The organism is Microbacterium testaceum StLB037 (assembly GCF_008763945.1).
GTDB classification, from domain to species: Bacteria; Actinomycetota; Actinomycetes; order Actinomycetales; family Microbacteriaceae; genus Microbacterium; species Microbacterium testaceum_G.
The window spans coordinates 319,068-339,176 of the sequence record NZ_VTQH01000001.1 but is presented as its reverse complement, the minus strand read 5'-3'; the positions used below and the strand labels follow the sequence as shown (position 1 = coordinate 339,176).

Here is a 20,109-nt window from a genome sequence, read left to right as displayed (position 1 = left end):
GGATTCTACGTTCGGCATATGACCTCCGCACCCGAACGGACGGCAGGCAAGGGCCTGGCCACCGGCACCCTGGGCCTGTGGGGCTCGACCGTGATCGGTCTGGCATCCACCGCCCCCGTGTATTCCCTCGTGGCCACGCTCGGCTTCGTCGTACTGGCGGTGGGGGCCTCGGCGCCGATCGCGTTCGTGCTGGCCTTCATCCCGATGCTCTTCATCGCGTTCGCCTACCGCGAGCTGAACAACGAGGTTCCGGACTGCGGCACGACGTTCACCTGGGGCACGAAGGCCTTCGGTCCGTGGGTCGGGTGGATGGGCGGGTGGGGCGTCGCGGTGGCCGGCATGGTCGTGCTCGCCAACCTCTCCCAGATCGCGGGGGTGTACCTGTGGTCGCTCGTCGGCGACGGCTCGCTCGCCGAGAACGTGCCGTTGGTCACCGCGACCGGTGTCGCCTTCATCGCGGCGATGACCTACGTCAGCTACCGCGGGGTGGAGATCGGCGAGCGGATCCAGAACATCCTGCTCGCGGTGCAGTACCTCGTGCTCGCCCTGTTCGTCGTCCTGGCCCTGTGGAAGTTCTTCGACGGTACGGCCCCGAATCCGACACCGTTCGACCTGGCGTGGTTCAACCCGTTCGGTTTCACGGACTGGAGCGGCTTCACCGAGGCCGTGCTGCTCGCGCTCTTCATCTACTGGGGGTGGGACACCTGCCTGGCCCTGAACGAGGAGACGAAGGACCCGAAGCGCATCCCCGGGCGGGCGGCGCTGCTCACGACCGTGATCCTGCTCGGCACCTACGTCACGGTGACCGTCGCCGCGATGATGTACGCGGGAGTCGGGGAGGACGGGGCGGGCCTGGCCAACCCCGAGAACTCGAACGACGTCTTCCTCGCGCTGAAGGATGAACTGTTCGGCCCGTTCGGATGGGTGCTCATCGTCGCGGTGCTGATCTCGGCGGTCTCGTCGACCCAGACCACGATCCTTCCCACCGCTCGCGGGACGCTCGCCATGGCGGCGTACCGGGCGCTGCCGCGGCGCTTCCAGACGGTGCACCCGCGCTACCGCACCCCGTCGTTCTCGACCCTCGTGATGGGCGTCGTCGCGAGCGTCTACTACGTCGGCATGACGATCATCAGCGACAACATCCTGCAGGACTCGATCCTGTCGCTGGGCCTGGCGATCGCGTTCTACTACGCCATGACCGGCTACGCCTGCGTCTGGTACTACCGTCGGCAGCTGTTCGCCTCGGCGAAGAACCTCGTCTACCGTGGCATCCTGCCCCTGCTCGGCGCGCTCATGCTGACCTACGCGTTCGTGCAGTCGGCGATCGACATGTACGACCCCGAGTACGGCAACACCGTGCTGTTCGGGATCGGCGGCACCTTCGTCGTGGGAGTCGGCGCCCTGGCCATCGGCGTGGTGCTGATGGCGCTGTGGTTCGTGTTCCCGGGGTCGAAGCCGTTCTTCCGGGGCGAGAGCCTCAACCGCGAGACCGAGGTGCTCGTCCCCGACGAGCCGATCGCCCACCCCCGATCGGTCGACGGAGGGATCTGACCGGGGCCGCCCTCAGCGGGGCGGATGCCGGGAGCTAGACGGCGGAACGGATGGAGCCGACCTCTCGGCCGCCGCCGAGCACCGCGAGCGAGAGCTGCGCGACGGTGTCGGCGACCTCCTGCGCGCCGAGGGCACCGACGCGCTCGAGCAGACGCAGGGCGACGACGTGACCGGCACGGTTCGACCCGTCGAGCATCTTGAGGGCGACGGTGGTGCCGTCGGGTGCGGTCATGACCTGCACGCCCTCGGCGCCCATCTTCGAGAAGACGCCGAGTCGCTCGATGACGACCGTGTCGGGGCGCCCGGGACCGTCGATCGTCCAGGGGTGCTCCTTCACCGCGCGCACGAGCGTGCCGGCGCTGCGGTGCAGCGCGAAGGGGGAGCGCTCCGACGACGTGGCGATGCGCTGAATGGCCCGCGCGAGCCCCACCAGGCTCATGGCGTAGACGGGCGCGCCGCAGCCGTCGATCGCGGTGGTCGTCGTCCGCTCGCCCACGAGGCGCTCGATCACCTCGCGGATGTGCGCCTGCAGCGGGTGCTGCGGGTCGAGATAGTCGCCCGTGCTCCAGCCGTTGGCGACGCACGTCAGCAGCATCGCGGCGTGCTTGCCCGAGCAGTTCATGCGCAACGGCGAGGGCGAGGCGTGGTCGCGGACCATCTCGTCGCGCGAGGCCGTGTCGGTCGGCCACGCGGCGGGGCAGCCCAGGTCGTCTTCGGTGAGGCCGGCGGATTGCAGGATGCCACGGGCCACCTCGGCGTGACGCTCGGTGCCCGCGTGGCTCGCCATCGAGATCGCGAGACGCTCGTCGGCCAGCTCCGCTCCCGCGGACAGGCACGCCAGGGCCTGCAGGGGCTTCATGCTCGATCGGGGGAGGAAGAGGGCGCTCGCCTCGCCGAGGGTGAGCTTCTCGGACCCGTCGGGAGCGAGGACCACGGCGACGCCGTAGTGACGGGATTCGACGAAGCCGTTGCGGTCGACGACGGCGAGTTCGACGGAGGCGGGGGGTGTTGCGGGCATCCCTCCATGGTATCCCGCCGGTTCCCTCCGCCCCGGGGCGCTGGCCCGCGTGAGTCGCCAGGATTCGTCGCTTCGAATCCCCTCGAAGCGACCGATCATGGCGACTCACGCGATGCTAGAGAGGCAGACTGGACGCATGAACGGAGAGCACCATTACCGCCTGCGCTCGACCTGGACCGGCGACCTGGGGTCGGGCACGAGCGGGTACCGCGACTACGAGCGGGCCGTGACCCTCGAGGTCGACGGGAAGCCCGCCATCGCGGCATCCGCCGACAAGCCCTTCCGGGGCGACCCGGCCAAGTGGAACCCCGAGGAGCTGCTCATCGCGGCGCTGAGCGAGTGTCATCTGCTGTCGTACCTCTACGCGTGCGTGAAGGTAGGGGTCGTTGTGACCGGCTACGAGGACGACGCCTCGGGCACCCTGCAGGAGGACGGCAACGGCGGGGGAGCCTTCACCGAGGTCGTGCTGCGCCCGCGCGTCCGTGTGGCGGACGAGTCGATGGTCGAGGCGGCCCTGGCGGCGCACCGACAGGCCCGCGAGTGGTGCTTCATCGCCAATTCCGTGAACTTCCCCGTGCGCCACGAGCCCGAGGTCGTCGCCGGCTGATTCGAGGCGCGTCCGCGCCGTCGTACAGTGAGCGCATGCAGCTCGAACCCGCCCTGCGCCGCCTCGATCGGTTCGCGGGAGGTCGGCAGGCCGACCACCGCGTCGACGTCTCGCACGATCCGAAGGTGCGGCGCGCCTTCCGCGCGATCACGATCCTGCTCGCGGCGGGCTTCGTGCTCGGCGTCGCGACGGTCGTCGTCGCGCTCGTGATGACCCTGAACGGCGACGACGTGGGCATCGCCGTGTGGATGCGCTGTCTCGTGGTCCTGGCGATCACGACCACGCTGTTCTACTTCCTCTGGCGCGCTCGCGCCGGGTGGTACTGGGCGTTCCGGCGCCTGCAGCTGTTCAGCCGCATCTTCCCGGTCGTGGCGCTCGTGCTCGCTGCGATCCCGGGGCTCTACCCCTTCTGGGTCGTGACCGAACAGATCCTCTTCGCGATCCTGCTCATCGGCGTCTCCGACTACCTGCAGTCCGACGCCGTGCGCGCGGCGTATCCCAAGCCGCAGCGCTGAGTTCCCGGCATCCGGAGTCATATTCGGCGTCCGGATGCCGGGAACCCGGCGTCTCGCGAACGACGGAACCCCGCCGGCTCGAAGCCGACGGGGTTCCTGACGTGAGGTGCGGGATCAGCGCACGTCGTCGTCGATCCAGTCCATCGACTTGGTGACGGCCTTCTTCCACAAGCGCAGCTCGCGCTCGCGCTCGCCGTCGTCCATGTTCGGCTCCCAGCGCTTGTCTTCCTGCCAGTTGGCGCGCAGGTCGTCGAGGTTGTCCCAGAAACCGACCGCGAGACCCGCGGCGTACGCGGCGCCCAGGGCGGTGGTCTCGGCCACGACGGGACGCACGACCGGCACGCCCAGGATGTCGGCCTGGAACTGCATCAGCGCGTCGTTGGCGGTCATGCCGCCGTCGACCTTGAGCTCGGCCAGGTCGACGCCGGAGTCGGCGTTGACGGCGTCCAGCACCTCGCGGGACTGGAAGGCGGTGGCCTCGAGAGCGGCGCGGGCGATGTGGCCGCGGTTGACGTAACGGGTCATACCGACGATCGCGCCGCGGGCGTCGGGACGCCAGTAGGGGGCGAACAGACCCGAGAACGCCGGCACGAAGTACACGCCGCCGTTGTCGTCGACGCTCTCGGCGAGCTTCTCGACCTCGGGGGCCGAGGAGATGATGCCGAGCTGGTCGCGCAGCCACTGGATGAGCGAGCCGGTCACGGCGATCGAGCCCTCGAGGGCGTAGCGGGCGGGCTGGTCGCCGAGCTTGTAGCCGAGCGTGGTCAGCAGGCCGTTCTTGGAGTGGACGATCTCCTCACCGGTCTGGAAGATGAGGAAGTTGCCCGTGCCGTAGGTGTTCTTGCTCTCACCCGGGTCGAAGGCCGCCTGGCCGAAGGTCGCAGCCTGCTGGTCGCCCAGGATGCCCGCGATCGGGGTCTCGCGCAGCAGCGACGAGGACTCGACCGTGCCGTAGACCTCGGAGGAGGAACGGATCTCGGGGAGCATCGAGGCGGGCACACCGAAGTCGGCGAGGATGTCCTCGCGCCACGACAGCGTCTCGAGGTCCATGAACAGCGTGCGGCTGGCGTTGGTGACGTCGGTCGCGTGCACGCCGCCGTCGATACCGCCGGTGAGGTTCCACAGCACCCAGGTGTCGGTCGTGCCGAACAGCAGGTCGCCGGCCTCGGCCTTCTCGCGGGCTCCGTCGACGTTCTCGAGGATCCAGACGATCTTGGTGCCCGAGAAGTAGGTCGCCAGCGGCAGGCCCACGATGCTCTTGTAGCGCTCGGGGTCGCCGTCGGCGAGGCGGTCGACGATCGACTGCGTGCGCGTGTCCTGCCAGACGATGGCGTTGTACACGGGCTTGCCGGTGTTCTTGTCCCAGACCACCGCGGTCTCGCGCTGGTTGGTGATGCCGACGGCGGCGATGTCGTGACGGGTGATGTCGGCGCGGCTGAGGGCCAGACCGATCACCTCCTGGGTGTTGCGCCAGATCTCGGCGGGGTCGTGCTCGACCCATCCCGCGCGCGGGAAGATCTGCTCGTGCTCCTTCTGTCCGACGGAGACGACGCTCCCGGACTTGTCGAAGATCATCGCGCGCGTCGAGGTCGTGCCCTGGTCGATGGCGAGGACGTAGTCGGCCATGGATGGACTCCTTTGTCAGTGTCTGTAACGGGTGAAGAGGAAGAGAAGAGGGGGCGGGGGCGCCGGGCGACACCCCCGCCGGGGAGTGCTCAGTTGGCGAGGCCGAGGAGCACGGGGGCCAGCAGACCCGCGAGCAGACCACCGACGAGGGGGCCGGCGACCGGAACCCAGGAGTAGCCCCAGTCGCTCGAGCCCTTGCCCTTGATGGGGAGGATCGCGTGGGCGATGCGGGGGCCGAGGTCACGGGCGGGGTTGATCGCGTAACCGGTCGGGCCACCCAGGGAGGCACCGATACCGACGACGAGCAGGGCCACCGGAACGGCAGAGAGGCCGCCGATGCCGGCCGGGACGCCGACGCTGGCCACGCCGTAATCGGCGAAACCGAAGATCACGAAGACCAGGACGAAGGTCGCGATGACCTCGGTGAGGAAGTTGAAGCCGTAGGAGCGGATCGCGGGGCCCGTCGAGAACACGCCGAGCTTGGCGGCCGGGTCGGGCTCGTCGTCGAAGTGCTGCTTGTACGAAGCCCAGGCGAGGACGGCGCCGATGATGGCACCGACCATCTGCGCGGCGACGGCCACGAGGAACTGGACGAAGGCGATCTTGCCGGCGACCAGGAGGCCGATGGAGACGGCGGGGTTCAGCTGAGCGCCGGAGTACGCGGAGACGATGACACCGGCGAAGACCGCCAGGCCCCAACCCCAGTTGACCATCAGGGTGCCGCCGGCGTTGCCCTTGGTCTTGGCGAGGGCCACGTTGGCGACCACGCCACAGCCCAACAGGATGAGCATCGCGGTGCCGACGACCTCCGAGAGGAAGTACAGCCCCAAGTTCACTTCTTGCATGTCGTCATCGACCTTTCTTTCGTCACCCGGACACCTTCGGCTCGGGTGGTAGTGCGGCTCGGTGCTCCGAACCTATGGCTCACGTGCGGGCGCGCAACAGGTGGCGCGCCCGCACGTTCTCTCAGATTCGAGCCACTCCGGCCTGTGCCAGGTCGACACGGTGGGCGGAGCGCAGAATCTCCGTAGTACGGGTCACCTCGTCGTCGACGCGGGCGGAGTCCCAACCGAGGGGCTCGGCTACGGCCTCGGCGACCTCGTGCAGCGTGCGCTCGGTCATCCCGCCGACGAAGGCGAGGTGCGTCCGGCGCAGCAGCACGTCGATCAGGTGCACGACCTGCTCGTTCTTCGCGATGAAGGCGAGCTCTTCGCGGTAGTACCCGGCGGCGTCGGGAACCGGCGTGGGCTCGGCGGGCAGGGCGGCGAGGATGGCGTCGGCGCGGGTGCCGTAGCGCTCCAGCATCGTCTCGACGAGCTCGGCGGAGTGCGCATTCGTGCGCGCAGCGATCCAGCGACGACGCTGCTCGGGGGTGGCGGGGAAGCCCGCGCCGCCGCCGATGGCCAGGCCCTGGGTGCTGACGCGGTGGGGACGACGCAGCTTCTGCATCGTCTTCATGCTGAGGTGCTCGGCAAGAGCGCGGAACGTGGTCCACTTCCCCCCGACCAGGCTCATGGCCGGAACGCCCGCGATCTCGTCCTCGACGATGCGGTAGTCGCGCGACACGAAGCCGGGGGCCGTGTCATCGTGGCGGGGGAGGGGGCGGATGCCGGAGAAGGTGTACACGATCTGCGAGCGGTCCACGCCGATGGTCGGGAACACGTGTCCGATGAGGTCGAAGAAGTACTCGATCTCGTCGTCCGTGCACACGACTGGCTTTGCGGGGTCGGCGTCGATGTCGGTGGTTCCGACCAGGACGCGGTCCTTGAGCGGGTAGATCAGCACGATGCGGCCGTCGGAGTGCTCGAAGAAGATCTCGCGTCCTCCGGTGGCGGCGAGCAGCTCGGGGTTGTCGAGCACGATGTGCGAGCCCTTGGTGCCCCCCATGAAGGTGGTGTCGAGCCCCATCGCCTTGTTGGCGAGGTCGGTCCAGGGGCCGGCCGTGTTGAGGACGACCTTCGCCTTGACGCTGAACTCCTCGCCCGAGACCTCGTCGCGCACGCGGACGCCGTTCGCGTCGGCGCCCACGGCCGAGACGTAGTTGACGGCCTGCGTGCGTCCGGCGCCGGCCTCGATGCCGTCGCGCAGCACGTCGAGGGCGATGCGCTCGGGGTCGTGCATCGAGGCGTCGAAGTACGTCGCGGTGTACGCGAGGTCGGGGTTGAGCTTGGGCAGCTCGGCGAGCGACTTCTTCTTGCCCAGGAACTTGTGCCGGGGCACCGACCCGCCGTCGCGCGAGAAGGTGTCGTACATGATGAGGCCGACCTTGATCAGCAGGGCACCGCGCTCGTTGGGCTTGCCGCGACCGTGCGTCACGAGCAGGCGGAAGGGCGCCGAGAGGATGCCGGAGAACGTCTTGTAGATCGGGATCGTCGTCTCGAGCGGCTTGACGTAGTGGGGGGCCGTCTTCAGCAGGTCGTTGCGCTCGGTCACCGCTTCCTTCACGAGGCGGAACTCGCCGTTCTCGAGGTAGCGGATACCGCCGTGGACCATGTGGCTGGAGGCCGAGGAGGCACCGGAGACGAAGTCGCCGCGCTCGACGAGCGCGACGCTCACGCCCTGCAGGGCGAGGTCGCGGAGGGTGGCGAGGCCGTTGATGCCCCCTCCGATGATGAGGACGTCGAGGTCTTCGGCGTCGCGGAGCGCCTGGACGTCGGCGCGGAGCGGAGTTGCGGGGGACGACATGTCGACTGCGACCTTTCGTTGTTGGTACGACGATCACAATGCGCCTGTCTGCACGTTGTTGCAAGCCCCTTGAACAAACGTGCAGAATGGTGTTCATGAAGGTGACCCGACGGTGGTGACGCAGGCCGAGGAGCGCTCCCGCGACGCTCTGCGCGCGGCGCAGCTGTATTACATGCAAGACCTCACGATGGATGCCATCGCACACGAGATGCGGGTCTCCCGGTCGTCGGTGTCGCGCCTGCTGCAGCACGCCCGCGACGTCGGGCTCGTCACCATCTCGATCAGCCCACCCGATGACGCCCGTGGTCAGATGGCCCAGCGGATCGCCGATCGCTTCGGCATCACCGCGCACGTCGTGCCCACCCCCGCGCGCACCTCCGAGGCGGAGCGCCTCGAACGCACCGCCCTGACCGCCGCCCGCATCCTGGCCGAACGCGTCGAATCGTCGATGACGGTCGGCGTCGCGTGGGGATCGACCCTCTCGGCCGTGGCCCGCCACGTCCCGCATAAAGACGTGCACGACACCCACATCGTCCAGATGAACGGCGCGGCCAACGTCCGCACCTCCGGCATCCCGTACGCGGGGGAGATCCTCTCCAAGCTCGGGGCGGCCTGGTCGTCGTCCGTGCACCAATTCCCGGTGCCCGCGCTGTTCGACGACCCGCACACGAAGCAGGCGATGTGGCGCGAGCGCTCGGTGCGCTCCGTGCTCGAGATCCAGCAGCGCGTCGGCCTGTTCGTCTTCGGCCTCGGCTCGCCCCACGCCGACGTGCCCTCGCACGTGTACAGCGGCGACTACTTCGACGAGCGCGACCGTGCGGTCATCGAACGCGAGGGCGTGGTCGGCGACTGCGCCACCGTGTTCTACCGCGCCGACGGCTCGAGCGACATCCCCGAGCTCAACGCCCGCTCGAGCGGACCCGACCTCGACACGGTCCGGCGCATCCCGCGTCGGTTCTGCGTCGTGTCGAGCCTGTCCAAGCTCGACGGCCTGCGCGGCGCGCTCGCCGCCGACCTCGTGACCGAGCTGGTCGTCGAGGAGTCGCTCGCTCGGCGTCTGCTCAGCGTCACGCGCTGACCCCGGTCGCGCCGCGCGCTCAGCGCTCGCCGAAGCCGTCGTCGATCAGGGCCCGGAGATCGTCGAGCGCGGCCTGCGCCTGCGGTCCCGCCGCACTCACCCGCACCCGCGACCCCTGCCGGATCCCGAGCGCCATCAGCGCGAGCAGGCTCCGCCCCGACACCTCGTCGGCCCCCGTCTCCAGATCGGCGATGCGCACCTCGGCGTCGTACCGCGAGGCTGCCTTGACGAAGGTGGCGGCGGGACGCGCGTGCAGGCCCGAGGGGTTGATCACGACGGCTTCGAACGACAACCCCTCCGCGCCGGCGGTGCCGGCGGGGGAGAGCGCAGCGGATGCCGGCTCTGCGGCGTCCCCGCCCAGCTGACGCGCCTTCGCCGCGGCGGCGGTGGCGCATTCGCGGGCCGCGGTCTCGAGGTCGGCTCCTCCCGCGGCCGCGACGACCGCGGCGACGAGCCCCTCGACGAAGGGGGCGGAACTCAGGCGCACCCGGTCGGGCTTGGCCACGAACTCCAGGGCCGTCTCGGCGCTGAGGATGGCGGAACCGAGGTCCATCAGCACGAGGACGCCGTCTCCGGAATCGGCGTCGTCGATCGCGGCGGCGATCGCCACGGCATCCGTTCCGAGGTCGTCATCCGGTCCTCCCGCCGCGACGCGCACGATCGGGGGCGAGTCTCCGCCCATCTGCAGGGCGAGGTGCACGGCGGCCTCGGCGAGGGCGCGCGAGTGCGAGACGGCGACGAGCCCGATCACGCGGCGGCCTCGAGGGTGTCGCGCAGGGCCTCGAGCAGCAGGGTCGCGGAGCTCGCCCCCGGGTCGAGGTGGCCGGCGCTGCGCTCGCCGAGATAGCTCGCTCGACCCTTCCGTGCCACGAGCGGTTCGGTCGCATCCCGCCCGCGGGCGGCGGCCTCTGCGGCGGCGCGGGCGGCCGCAGCGAGTCCGTCGACGCTCGCGGCGTCCCACGCGTCGAGGGCGGGGGAGAGGGCGTCGATCATCGTCTTGTCGCCGAGCTCGGCCTTGCCGCGGGCGACGACCCCTTCGACACCGGCTCGGAGGGCGGCGCCGAGGGTGTCGGCATCCACCCCTCCCTCCGTTCCGAGGGCGGGACCCATGCGCAGGAACAGCGTGCCGTACAGCGGGCCGCTGGCGCCGCCGACGGAGGACACGAGGGTCATGCCGACCGTCTTGAACAGCTCGGCGGGGGTCGCGGGAGCGGGGTCGAGCTTGGCGACCACCGCGTCGAGGCCGCGTGCCATGTTCGAGCCGTGGTCGGCGTCGCCGATCTCGGAGTCGAGGCGCGTGAGCTCGTCTTTGTGCTCCTGGACGGCGTCGCGGAACGCGCGGATCCACGACACCAGATCGTCGGTCGAGACGGTGCCGCTCATGCGCCCCACCGCAGCCCGGGGGTCACGACGGGGGCGTCCCACAGGCGCAGCATCTCGTCGTCGGCCTTCACCACGGTCAGCGAGGCCCCGGCCATGTCGAGGCTCGTGATGTAGTCGCCGATCAGCACGCGCTGGACGTCGACGCCGGCCTCGGCGAGCAGGGGCGCGATCTCGCCGTACAGCAGGTACTGCTCGATCAGCGGGGTTCCGCCGAGGCCCGAGAGCAGGACGATCGCCGGCCCCACCGCCTCGCCGAAGTCGTGGACGATCGGGTCGACCATGAGCTTCGCGATCTCTCGAGCGGATGCCAACCTCACGCGCGAACGGCCGGGCTCGCCGTGGATGCCGACACCGACCTCCATCTCGTCGTCGGGGAGCTCGAAGGTGGGGCGGCCCGCCGCGGGAACGGTGCAGCTGGTGAGGGCGACGCCCATCGACCGGCCCGCGGCCGAGACTCGGCGCGCGAGATCGGCGACCGCGTCGAGGTCGGCCCCCTCTTCGGCGAGAGCACCGACGACCTTCTCGAGGATCACGGTGGTGCCGGTGCCGCGCCGTCCCGCGGTCCAGGTGGAATCGGTCACGGCGACGTCGTCGGCGACGACGACCGACTCGACGCGGACGCCCTCCGCGTCGGCGAGCTCGGCCGCCATCTCGAAGTTCAGGACGTCACCGGTGTAGTTCTTCACGATGTGCAACACGCCCGCACCCGAATCGACCGCCTGGGTCGCGGCGAGAACCTGATCGGGGGTCGGTGAGGTGAACACCTCGCCGGCGGCCGCGGCGTCGAGCATCCCGCGCCCGACGAAACCGCCGTGCATCGGCTCGTGCCCGGAACCGCCGCCCGACACCAGCGCCACCTTGCCCGCGCGGGTCGGCTCCGCGCGCAGGATCACCCGGTTCTCGGCATCCACCCGCACCTCCGGATGAGCGGCCTGGATGCCGCGGAGGGCCTCGGCCAAGACGTCGGCGGGGTCGTTGACGAACTTCTTCACGGTGCCTCCTCGTTGTGGCGACGACGGTCCGGGCCGTCGGTTTCGACCCTGCTCGCCGGGCGCCGTCACGTCAAGGACGAAAAGGCCCGTGCCTCAGAGGCGCTCGTGGGGGAGCACCTGCTTGATGCGCTCGATCGGGTTCTGCGCGGGCGCCTCGTTGTAGGCGTTGGCGAGTTCCTGCTCGCTCAGGGCGTGGATCGCGGCCATGATCTCGTCGGTGGCGCCGCGACGCGCGCGGCCCGACGAGGCAGCGCCGTGCGGGGAGAGGTCGAGGGGCGTTCCGAAGCGCACGGTGATGCGCTCTTTGGTGGTGGGGATCTTCGCCCCGACCGGCATGACCTTATCGGTGCCGATGAGGCCCACCGGAACCACGGGGGCACCGGTCTGCAGCGCGAGGAAGGCGACCCCGGTGCGGCCCTTGTACAGGCGGCCGTCGAGCGATCGCGTGCCCTCGGGGTAGAGCGCCACCGCCCGCTCGTCCTCCAGGAGGGCGCGCTGCTGGTCGAGGGCGTCGAGTGCCTTCTGCCCGGCCCCGCGCTCGACCGGGATCGCGCCGATCGCGGTGAAGAACTGCCGGGACGCCCACTTCTCGAAGTAGGCCGACTTCGCCATGAAGTGCACGGGCCGCGGGGCCGCGACGGGGATGGCGATGGAGTCGATGAACGACAGGTGGTTGCTCGCGAAGATCACCGGGCCGGTGCGCGGCACGTTCTCGCGCCCCTCGATGCGGGGGCGGTAGACGGCCCGGGCCAGGGGGGCGATGAGGAATCGACCCAGGCGGTAGGTCGCGCCCATCTGCTCCGGGACGGTCGAGGGGGTCTCGGCGGGCAGGTCGGAACTCACCCGTCGAGGCTACTCGCCGCCGCATGCCCGGGCGCGCATGGTGCGCGCGTGTACGCGCACGGGCATGCGCGTATCGATCGGGCGGGTGTGCACGTGCTTCTCAGCCGCGGCAAAGCAGGATGCGGGAGGATGGAGCTTCCCCGTCTTCGCTCGAGAGGTCACCCGTGCGCTTCCGCCCGATCGCTTCCCTGTCCGTCGTCGCCGCCGCGGCACTGCTGCTGGCCGGGTGCGCCGGCTCGCCCGATCAGGCGTCGACGCCCGATGCGACCGGCACGGCCGACGCGAGCCAGTGCCAGAGCGCGCTCGCCGATGCTCCGGCCCCCGACGGTCTCACGGTCTCGGGCGACTTCCAGAACAAGGTGGCCGTGACCCTGCCCGAGGGATACACGCCCACCGCGCTGCAGCGGACGACCCTCATCGAGGGCACCGGCCAGAAGATCGAGGCCGGGGACGTGCTCAAGGCGAGCTTCACGTTGATCTACACCGACTCTGGTGAAGTGCAGCTGCAGACGGTCGACACCGCGCCCAACGGCATGGACACCCTCATCTCCCCGCAGCAGATCTTCGGCGCCGCCCTCCAGTGCGTGCCGCTCGGCTCGCGCACCGTCTCGTCGTTCCCCGCGGGCACGCTCGGCGAGGGCTCGCCCGCGTTCGTGCTCGTCGCCGACGCCATCTCGGAGCTGGCCACCCGCGCCGAGGGCACCGAGGTCGCCCCCGTCGACGGCATGCCGACGGTGACGTTCGACGACAACGGCGCGCCCACGACCACCACCGACGCCGACGGGAAGCAGATGCTTCCCAAGCCCACCGCCGCAGCCCCCACCGAGGTGCGCATCGAGAACCTGCGCCAGGGCTCGGGCGAAACCGTCAACCCCGGCGACCAGGTCATCGTGCAGTACACCGGCGCGCTCTACGACAGCGGTCAGGTCTTCGACTCGAGCTGGCAGCGCGGCACCCCCGCGCAGTTCGTGACCAACCAGGTCGTCGACGGGTTCCGTCAGGCGCTCGAGGGGCAGACCGTCGGCTCGCAGGTCGTCGTGGTGATCCCGCCGTCGGCGGGCTACGGCGATCAGGCGCAGGGAGACATCCCCGCCAACTCGACCCTGTTTTTCGTCGTCGACATCCTGGGCGTCCAGCACGTCGAGACGGCGGGCTAAGTAGGCTGAGGGCATGCGCCGCGTCCTCATCCTCGGTTCCACCGGTTCGATTGGGACGCAGGCGCTCGACGTCATCGCGAACAACGCCGACCGCTTCGAGGTCGTCGGCCTGGCCGCCGGCACCGACCGTGCCGGCGTCGAGGCGCAGGCCGCGGCCTTCGGCGTGGAGCACACCGCTCTCGGCGCGGTCGAGGCGGAACAGCTCGTGCGCGACGTCGAGGCCGACGTGGTGCTCAACGGCATCACCGGTTCGGTGGGGCTCGGCCCCACGATCGCCGCTCTCGAGACGGGGCGCACCCTCGCCCTCGCCAACAAGGAGTCGCTGATCGTCGGTGGCGAGCTCGTCACCGCGCTCGCGGCTCCGGGCCAGATCGTCCCGGTCGATTCCGAGCACTCGGCGATTGCTCAGGCGCTGCGCTCGGGTCACGCCGGTGAGGTGCGACGGCTGGTGCTCACGGCATCCGGAGGCCCCTTCCGGGGGCGCTCGAGGGACGAGCTGGCGAACGTCACCCCGGCCGAGGCCCTCGCCCACCCCACCTGGGACATGGGCCGCGTCGTCACGACGAACTCCGCCACGCTGGTGAACAAGGGTCTCGAGGTGATCGAGGCGCACCTGCTGTTCGACGTGCCCTACGACCGCATCGCGGTGACCGTGCACCCGCAGTCGATCGTGCACTCCATGGTCGAGTTCGTCGACGGGTCGACGATCGCGCAGGCCTCGCCGCCCGACATGCGCCTGCCGATCTCGCTCGGCCTCGACTGGCCGCACCGCATCTCGGGCGTGGGCGCGCCGCTGGATTGGACGCGCGCCTCGCAGTGGACCTTCGAGCCGCTCGATGAGAAGGCGTTCGGATCCGTTGCCCTGGCCAAAGAGGTCGGGCGCGCGGGAGCTACGTACCCGGCCGTCTTCAACGCGGCGAACGAGCAGGCCGTCGACGCGTTCCACGAGGGGCGACTGGGCTTCCTCGAGATCGTCGAGCTCATCGCGCGCGTCGTCGACCGCCACGAGCCGCCCGCGGCGCTCACGCGCGAGTCCCTCGCCGCGGCCGAGGCCTGGGCGCGCCGCACGGCCGACGAGATCATCGCCGCGGCCTGAGCCCGGCGGGCGGCGGACTGAGCCCGGCGCGCGCCTGAGCCCGGCGGCGGCAGAACTCCTGCACCACCCGGCCCGGTCCGCCCCACAGCGGCGACCGCAACCCGGAAGTGCAGGAGTTGTGCGGCACGCCGGAGCGCGCCGCGGCCGAACGCGTCGACCCGACCGGACTCAGGCCGGGAAGTCGACCGGACGCTCGGGGTCGGACGACGGGGTGCTGTCGGCCGGGTACGGCACGGGCCACTGCGGGGCGGGCACGGGCCAGCCCGCCGCGCGCAGCGCCCGACGCGACAGCTCGCGCGCCGAATAGGGCGTGCGGACGCCGCGGATATCGCGGTAGTCCTGATGGCCGGGGCCGGCCCACAGGATCGCGTCTCCTTCGCCGACCAGCTTCACGGCCTCGAGGATGGCGCGCTCGGGCGGGGTGAACTCGAGGATCTGCGCGTCGGGCCGTGCGCGGCGCGCGCCCTCGACGAGCACCTCGCGAATGGCATCCGGATTCTCGTGACGGGGGTGGTGGTCGGTCACGACGAGGATGTCGCTGCCCTCGACCGCCGTGCGGCCCATGTCGAGGCGCTTGGTGGCGTCGCGGTCGCCGTCAGCGCCGAAGACCATCACGACCGTGCCGGGCGTGACGCGCCGGACCGCGGCGAGCGTCTTCTCGAACGCGTCGGGGGAGTGACCGAAGTCGACGTAGACCGCGGGGCCCTCGGAACCCGACACGAGCTGCGTGCGGCCGGGCAGGGACGCCTCGATGTGAGAGCCGTCGAGGGTGCTGTAGAGGTGCTCCCAGGTGTACCCGGTCTCGAGCAGCATCACGATCGCGAGACCGGCGTTGGCGGCCATGTGCCGACCGATGACCGGGACGACCGTCGTGAGCGAGCGCCCCTTGCCGTCGCTGAGGGTGAACTCGGTCCCCTCCTGGCGCTCGTCGACGATCTCGACGGTCCAGTCGGCGGATGCCGCGGCGGCGGCGTTCTCGCTGATCGCCGGTGTGGCGATGGTGACGACGGGGATTTCGGCGCGCGCGGCGATTTCGGCGCCCGAGGCGGAGTCGAGGCACACGACGCCGCGACGGGCGCGGTCGGGGCGGAAGAGGGGGAGCTTCGCCTCGAAGTACTCGCGCATGTCGGCGTAGTCGTCGAGGTGGTCGTGGGTGAGGTTCGTGAAGCCCGCGACGTCGAAGACGAGTCCGTCGACGCGGTGACGCGTGAGGGCCTGGGCGCTCACCTCGACCGCGACCGCCTGCACGCCGCGCTCGCGCATGAGCGCCAGGAGGGCGTGGAACTCGGAGGCCTCGGGGGTGGTCAGCCGCGAGACGATGACCTCGCCCGCGATGTGACGTTCGGCGGTCGACGACAGACCGGTGACGACGCCGAGCTGGCCGAGGATGCCCTCGAGCAGATGCGAGACGCTCGTCTTGCCGTTGGTGCCGGTGGTCGCCAGCAGCTGGGGGAGATCGTCGTCGGGGCCGGTGCCGTAGACCCAGGCCGACAGGTCGCCCAGCAGCGCTCGGGGGTCGTCGACGACGACGATCGGCAGACCCGTGGGACCGGCGATCTCCGCCCCCGCGGCGTCGGTGATGACGGCGACCGCGCCGCGTTCGGCCGCGGTCGGAGCGAACTCGGCGCCGTGGCGATTCACGCCCCGGATGGCGACGAAGGCCTCGCCCGCCCGCAGGTCGGCGGTGGCCAGCGTGATACCGGTGAGAGTCGTCCCGTCGACTTCGCCCACGGTGCGCACGCCGTAGCGTCGGGCGAGTTCGGCGAGGTCGCGACGCGGCGGGTTCTCCGGTCGGAGGACGGGCGGCAGGTTCGAGGGTGCGGCGGAGGACATCGAGTCCATTGTCTCACCCGGGGTCGCACAGACACCGCATCGGGGCCGCACGGGCGGTTCAAAGCCGAGCGGCGGTATCGTCGGCGGGTGACTGCGATCGCGTTCCTCATCGGCGTCGTCGTGCTCGTGCTCGGCTTGGCCGTCTCGATCGCGCTGCACGAGGTCGGGCACCTCCTGCCCGCCAAGCTCTTCGGCGTGCGTGTCGGCCAGTACATGATCGGCTTCGGGCCCACGCTCTGGTCCAAGCGGATCGGCGAGACGGAGTACGGCGTCAAGGTGCTGCCGCTCGGCGGGTTCATCTCCATGGCGGGCATGTATCCGCCCGCTCCGGAGGACGCGAAACCCGGAACCAAGCGTTCTCGGTTCTTCGCCACCATGGTGCAGGACGCCCGCGACGCGAACGCCGAGACCCTGATCGCCGCCGACGACCGCGTGTTCTACAAGCTGCCCGTCTACAAGCGGATCATCATCATGCTCGGCGGTCCCGTGATGAACCTCGTCCTCGCGGTGGTGCTGTTCGCCATCGCGCTGAGCGGGATCGGCATCCCACAGGGGACGACGACCGTCGCCTCGGTCTCGCAATGCGTGATCCCCGCGAGCGAGGGGCGCACCGAGTGCACGTCCAGCGATCCGGTCGCCCCCGCTGCCGCCGCCGGCATCCAGCCCGGTGATCGTTTCGTCTCGATCGACGGCACGCCCGTGTCGACGTTCGCCGAGGCCGCGGCGATCATCCAGCGCTCGCCCGGAAAGCAACTGTCAGTGGTCGTCAACCGGGACGGGACCGACCGCACCGTCCAGTTCACCCCCGCGACGACCGATCGCGCCGTCACCGACGCGAACGGCCGCCCGGTCGTCGACGCGTCGGGCGCTACCGAGTACGAAACCGTCGGGTTCGCCGGCATCAGCCCGCAGAGCGCGCTCGTGCCCCAGCCGATCGGAACGAGCCTGGAAGCGACGGGGCAGTACATCGGCACCGTCGCCCAGATCGTGTCGCAGTTCCCGGCGCGCATCTACGACGTGGTCGCCGACACGCTCAACGGCCAGCCGCGTGATGCGAACAGTCCCATGAGCGTGGTCGGTGCGGGCCGGCTCGCGGGCGACATCGCCGCCGTCGACGCACCGATCCTCGATCGCGTGCGCACCATCATCACGTTGCTGGGCGGCCTCAACGTCGCCCTGTTCGTCTTCAATCTCATCCCGCTGCTGCCGCTCGACGGCGGTCACGTCGTCGTGGCGCTGTGGGACGGAGTCAAGCGCTGGATCGCGCGCCTGCGGGGCACCGTCGCGCGCCCCGTGGATGCCACGAAGCTCGTGCCCGTGACCTTCGTCGTCGTGATCCTGCTCGTGGCGACGGGCGGCGTGCTGTTCCTCGCCGACGTCGTCAACCCGGTCCAGCTGCTCTAGCCGGGCGGATCGACACGCCCGATGCGCGCTCGCCGAGCCGCCGTGCCCGTAAGCGCCAGCTGGGCTCCGCGGACCGCGGGGCGTGCCGGGCTCCGGACCGGATACGCGTTTCCCGCTGTCGCAGCGCCTCGGAACGGGCCGATGGCCCCGGAACGCCGGAGTCCGGCACGCGGTCGCGCGCACCCGGCTCTCCGTCGAGCCGCACCGTGCCTAGAGCGCGTGGGCGATCAGCCGCTCCAGCGTGCGCATGCCGTCGCGCGACAGGATCGACTCGAGGTGCCCCTGCACGCTGGCGAAGCCCGGCCCGCGCAGGGCGTAGACGTCGCCGGTCACGGGGTCGGCCGCGACGTCGATCTCGAGGTCGGTGACGGGTGCGTCGGGACCGTAGAAGATCCCCCGACGGTCGCCCGGATTCACGCGCGCGGTGAAGGTGTTGTAGAACCCGATCGACGCGTCCTCGCCGAACACGTCGACGCTCTTCTGAAGACCCTGGTGGGGCCGATCGAGCGGCATGAGCTCGATGCCGAGCGAGTCGGCCAGGATCTGGTGGCTCAGGCACACCGCGAGAAGCGGATCGCGACGCGCGGTGCGGCGTCCGACGACATGGCGCATCGCGCTCATCCGCGGGCTGTCGTCGCGGGGGTCGCCGGGCCCGGGACCCGAGACCACGAGATCGGCCGCGTCGATCTCGGCATCCGTCGCCTCGGACCAGTGCACGATCCGGGTGTCGAGACCGAGGTGGCGCAGCTGATGGGCGAGCATCGTGGTGAAGCGGTCCTCGGCATCCACCACCAGAGCCGTGCGTCCCGCGAACGGGCCCGATCCGTCGGGGTCCTGCGGGTTCATCCAGAAGGGTGCCAGACGATCGTTGCGGGATGCCAGCAGCTCGGCGATCGCGGGATCCTCGGCGAGCGGGCGACGCGGGGCGGCGGGGGCGTCGGGGTCGCTCGCGGCGGGTGCGGCCGGGACGTCGCGGGGGATCGCCCCGATGGCGCCGAGCACGCCGGCGGCTTTGCCGTGGGTCTCGCCCACCTCGCCGTCGGGGTCGGAGTGGCGCACGAGCGTCGCTCCGACGGGGACGCGCAGGCGCCCGTCGACCAGGTAGGCGGTGCGGATGAGGATGGGCGCGTCGAGGTCATGCGTGGGCCCCTCGGTCGAGCCGTTCGGGGTGAACAGGGCCGCAACCCCGGAGTAGTAGCCGCGCGGAACGCTCTCGTGCCGGGCGATGACCGTGCACGCGTTCTGCATAGGAGAGCCGGTGACCGTGGGGGCGAACATCGTCTCGCGCAGGATGTCGCGGGGGTCGAGCTCGCTCGAGCCGCGCAGCATGTACTCGGTGTGCGTGAGGCGCGACATCTCTTTCAGGTGCGGTCCGGTGATGCGTCCGCCGTCGCTGCAGACGGCGCTCATCATCTTCAGCTCCTCGTCGACGACCATGAAGAGCTCCTCGGTCTCTTTGGTCGAGCGCAGGAACTCGGCGAGGGTCTCGGCGGTCGCACCTCCCGCCGGGTGGCGGAAGGTGCCCGAGATGGGATTCATCGTGACGATGCCGTCCTTCGCGCTCACGTGCGCCTCGGGGCTCGCGCCGACGGCGATGTGGTCGTCGGTCACGACGGCGAAGGTCCAGTACGCGCCCTTCTCGTGCTCCAGCAGCGCGCGGAACCACGTCAGGGCGGCGGTGCGGGGATCGACGTCGACCCCGGCGACGAAGTCGCGGCGGATGACGAAGTTCGCACCCTCGCCGCGGCCGATCTCCTCGGCGATCACGCGGCGCACGATGTCGGCGTAGTCCTCGTCGCTGATGTCGAACCCGGCGTCGACGAGGGGGACGGGGGAGGAGGGGAGGGATGCCAGAGCCTCCGCCCGCGGCACGGCCACGCGGTCCTCGATCACCAGGCATCTCAGCGGTGCCCCGTCGTCGTGGCAGACGAAACCGCGCTCGCGCACCTGGCGGTACGGCACCAGGGCGAGCACCTCGCGCGCCACTCCGTCGGCGTCGGTCAGGGGGATGTCGGCGAGTAGCTCCACGTCGACGACGTCTCCGGTGAGCACCTCGACGGTCGCCCCGTCACGGGCGATGAGAGCGAAGGGGGCGGAGCCCGCGACGAGGTCCGCGAACAGGGGGGAGGGGTCGAGCACGGTCATCGAGAAGTCTTTCCGTCTGTGCTGAGCGGGGAGTCCCCTGCGGCCGCCGAAACACGAAGACCGCCCGGTTTCCCCAGGGGGAGGGCGGTCTGTTGCATGCGCGCACCGCCTAGACGGTGGGCCACCAGGATGTGTGAACGCGCATGGCGCCGAACCTACCACAGCGCCCTCTCGGC

At 70.6% G+C, this 20,109-nt stretch carries 17 protein-coding genes; 7 read left to right on the top strand and 10 right to left on the bottom strand.

What is annotated here, in order from left to right:
* Positions 1–18 precede the first annotated feature (18 nt).
* A complete protein-coding gene (locus tag F9B98_RS01650; RefSeq protein WP_150951965.1) occupies positions 19–1,551 on the top strand; it encodes an APC family permease in 1,533 nt (510 codons plus the stop codon).
* Between the two features lie 34 nt (positions 1,552–1,585).
* Here F9B98_RS01650 and F9B98_RS01645 read toward each other — a convergent pair whose 3' ends face one another.
* Complete coding sequence (locus F9B98_RS01645) at positions 1,586–2,569, bottom strand: asparaginase (protein WP_150951962.1); 984 nt, start codon at positions 2,567–2,569, stop codon at positions 1,586–1,588.
* A 136-nt stretch (positions 2,570–2,705) separates the two neighbouring features.
* Between F9B98_RS01645 and F9B98_RS01640 the strand changes: the two genes are divergently transcribed.
* Both F9B98_RS01640 and F9B98_RS01635 read left to right on the top strand, forming a co-directional pair.
* The gene (locus F9B98_RS01640; protein ID WP_150951959.1) at positions 2,706–3,176 is read left to right on the top strand and encodes an OsmC family protein; all 471 of its coding nucleotides are present in this window, start codon (positions 2,706–2,708) and stop codon (positions 3,174–3,176) included.
* 35 nt (positions 3,177–3,211) lie between these two features.
* Positions 3,212–3,691, top strand: a complete 480-nt coding sequence (locus F9B98_RS01635; protein WP_150951957.1) for a hypothetical protein — start codon at positions 3,212–3,214, stop codon at positions 3,689–3,691.
* A 114-nt stretch (positions 3,692–3,805) separates the two neighbouring features.
* Here F9B98_RS01635 and glpK read toward each other — a convergent pair whose 3' ends face one another.
* The 3 genes from glpK to F9B98_RS01620 all read right to left on the bottom strand — a co-directional run bounded on the left by glpK (position 3,806) and on the right by F9B98_RS01620 (position 8,002).
* Positions 3,806–5,317, bottom strand: a complete 1,512-nt coding sequence (glpK, locus tag F9B98_RS01630) for a glycerol kinase GlpK (protein WP_074694199.1) — start codon at positions 5,315–5,317, stop codon at positions 3,806–3,808.
* A gap of 89 nt (positions 5,318–5,406) precedes the next feature.
* Positions 5,407–6,162: an MIP/aquaporin family protein gene (locus F9B98_RS01625; RefSeq protein WP_150951954.1), complete on the bottom strand. Its 756-nt coding sequence runs from the start codon at positions 6,160–6,162 to the stop codon at positions 5,407–5,409.
* A gap of 121 nt (positions 6,163–6,283) precedes the next feature.
* On the bottom strand, positions 6,284–8,002 hold the full coding sequence (locus F9B98_RS01620; RefSeq protein ID WP_150951951.1) for a glycerol-3-phosphate dehydrogenase/oxidase: 1,719 nt from the start codon (positions 8,000–8,002) through the stop codon (positions 6,284–6,286).
* Between the two features lie 112 nt (positions 8,003–8,114).
* On the opposite strand from F9B98_RS01620, the gene F9B98_RS01615 reads away from it, so the two are divergent.
* The gene (locus F9B98_RS01615) at positions 8,115–9,080 is read left to right on the top strand and encodes a sugar-binding transcriptional regulator (RefSeq protein WP_150951948.1); all 966 of its coding nucleotides are present in this window, start codon (positions 8,115–8,117) and stop codon (positions 9,078–9,080) included.
* Positions 9,081–9,099: 19 nt separating this feature from the next.
* Here F9B98_RS01615 and dhaM read toward each other — a convergent pair whose 3' ends face one another.
* The 4 genes from dhaM to F9B98_RS01595 all read right to left on the bottom strand — a co-directional run bounded on the left by dhaM (position 9,100) and on the right by F9B98_RS01595 (position 12,250).
* Positions 9,100–9,831: a dihydroxyacetone kinase phosphoryl donor subunit DhaM gene (gene dhaM, locus F9B98_RS01610; protein WP_150951945.1), complete on the bottom strand. Its 732-nt coding sequence runs from the start codon at positions 9,829–9,831 to the stop codon at positions 9,100–9,102.
* Entirely contained in the window at positions 9,828–10,463 is a 636-nt protein-coding gene (gene dhaL, locus F9B98_RS01605; RefSeq protein ID WP_150951942.1) for a dihydroxyacetone kinase subunit DhaL, read from the bottom strand. The genes dhaM and dhaL overlap by 4 nt, the downstream gene beginning before the upstream one ends.
* Positions 10,460–11,455: a dihydroxyacetone kinase subunit DhaK gene (dhaK, locus tag F9B98_RS01600; RefSeq protein WP_150951939.1), complete on the bottom strand. Its 996-nt coding sequence runs from the start codon at positions 11,453–11,455 to the stop codon at positions 10,460–10,462. The genes dhaL and dhaK overlap by 4 nt, the downstream gene beginning before the upstream one ends.
* 93 nt (positions 11,456–11,548) lie before the next feature.
* Positions 11,549–12,250 carry a lysophospholipid acyltransferase family protein gene (locus F9B98_RS01595; RefSeq protein ID WP_150955739.1) on the bottom strand — a complete coding sequence of 234 codons (702 nt, stop codon included), beginning with the start codon at positions 12,248–12,250 and terminating at the stop codon, positions 11,549–11,551.
* 212 nt (positions 12,251–12,462) lie between these two features.
* Between F9B98_RS01595 and F9B98_RS01590 the strand changes: the two genes are divergently transcribed.
* On the top strand, positions 12,463–13,455 hold the full coding sequence (locus F9B98_RS01590; protein ID WP_150951936.1) for an FKBP-type peptidyl-prolyl cis-trans isomerase: 993 nt from the start codon (positions 12,463–12,465) through the stop codon (positions 13,453–13,455).
* A 13-nt stretch (positions 13,456–13,468) separates the two neighbouring features.
* Positions 13,469–14,551, top strand: a complete 1,083-nt coding sequence (gene dxr / locus F9B98_RS01585; protein WP_150951933.1) for a 1-deoxy-D-xylulose-5-phosphate reductoisomerase — start codon at positions 13,469–13,471, stop codon at positions 14,549–14,551.
* Between the two features lie 168 nt (positions 14,552–14,719).
* Here dxr and F9B98_RS01580 read toward each other — a convergent pair whose 3' ends face one another.
* Positions 14,720–16,384 carry a Mur ligase family protein gene (locus tag F9B98_RS01580; RefSeq protein WP_150951930.1) on the bottom strand — a complete coding sequence of 555 codons (1,665 nt, stop codon included), beginning with the start codon at positions 16,382–16,384 and terminating at the stop codon, positions 14,720–14,722.
* An 87-nt stretch (positions 16,385–16,471) separates the two neighbouring features.
* Here F9B98_RS01580 and F9B98_RS01575 point away from each other — a divergent pair, with 87 nt between their 5' ends.
* Positions 16,472–17,788 (top strand): M50 family metallopeptidase, encoded by a 1,317-nt coding sequence (locus F9B98_RS01575; protein WP_150951927.1) that lies wholly within the window; start codon positions 16,472–16,474, stop codon positions 17,786–17,788.
* 210 nt (positions 17,789–17,998) lie between these two features.
* Here F9B98_RS01575 and F9B98_RS01570 read toward each other — a convergent pair whose 3' ends face one another.
* Positions 17,999–19,933, bottom strand: a complete 1,935-nt coding sequence (locus F9B98_RS01570; protein ID WP_191966620.1) for an anthranilate synthase family protein — start codon at positions 19,931–19,933, stop codon at positions 17,999–18,001.
* Positions 19,934–20,109: the final 176 nt, after the last annotated feature.

Coding starts and splice junctions, on each gene's coding strand:
- F9B98_RS01635 (WP_150951957.1), top strand. CDS start 3,212: ATGCAGCTCGAACCCGCCCTGCGCCGCCTCGATCGGTTCGCGGGAGGT.
- F9B98_RS01595 (WP_150955739.1), bottom strand. CDS start 12,250: ATGGGCGCGACCTACCGCCTGGGTCGATTCCTCATCGCCCCCCTGGCC.
- F9B98_RS01580 (WP_150951930.1), bottom strand. CDS start 16,384: ATGTCCTCCGCCGCACCCTCGAACCTGCCGCCCGTCCTCCGACCGGAG.
- F9B98_RS01645 (WP_150951962.1), bottom strand. CDS start 2,569: ATGCCCGCAACACCCCCCGCCTCCGTCGAACTCGCCGTCGTCGACCGC.
- F9B98_RS01620 (WP_150951951.1), bottom strand. CDS start 8,002: ATGTCGTCCCCCGCAACTCCGCTCCGCGCCGACGTCCAGGCGCTCCGC.
- dxr (WP_150951933.1), top strand. CDS start 13,469: ATGCGCCGCGTCCTCATCCTCGGTTCCACCGGTTCGATTGGGACGCAG.
- F9B98_RS01625 (WP_150951954.1), bottom strand. CDS start 6,162: ATGCAAGAAGTGAACTTGGGGCTGTACTTCCTCTCGGAGGTCGTCGGC.
- glpK (WP_074694199.1), bottom strand. CDS start 5,317: ATGGCCGACTACGTCCTCGCCATCGACCAGGGCACGACCTCGACGCGC.
- F9B98_RS01650 (WP_150951965.1), top strand. CDS start 19: ATGACCTCCGCACCCGAACGGACGGCAGGCAAGGGCCTGGCCACCGGC.
- dhaL (WP_150951942.1), bottom strand. CDS start 10,463: ATGAGCGGCACCGTCTCGACCGACGATCTGGTGTCGTGGATCCGCGCG.
- F9B98_RS01640 (WP_150951959.1), top strand. CDS start 2,706: ATGAACGGAGAGCACCATTACCGCCTGCGCTCGACCTGGACCGGCGAC.
- F9B98_RS01570 (WP_191966620.1), bottom strand. CDS start 19,933: ATGACCGTGCTCGACCCCTCCCCCCTGTTCGCGGACCTCGTCGCGGGC.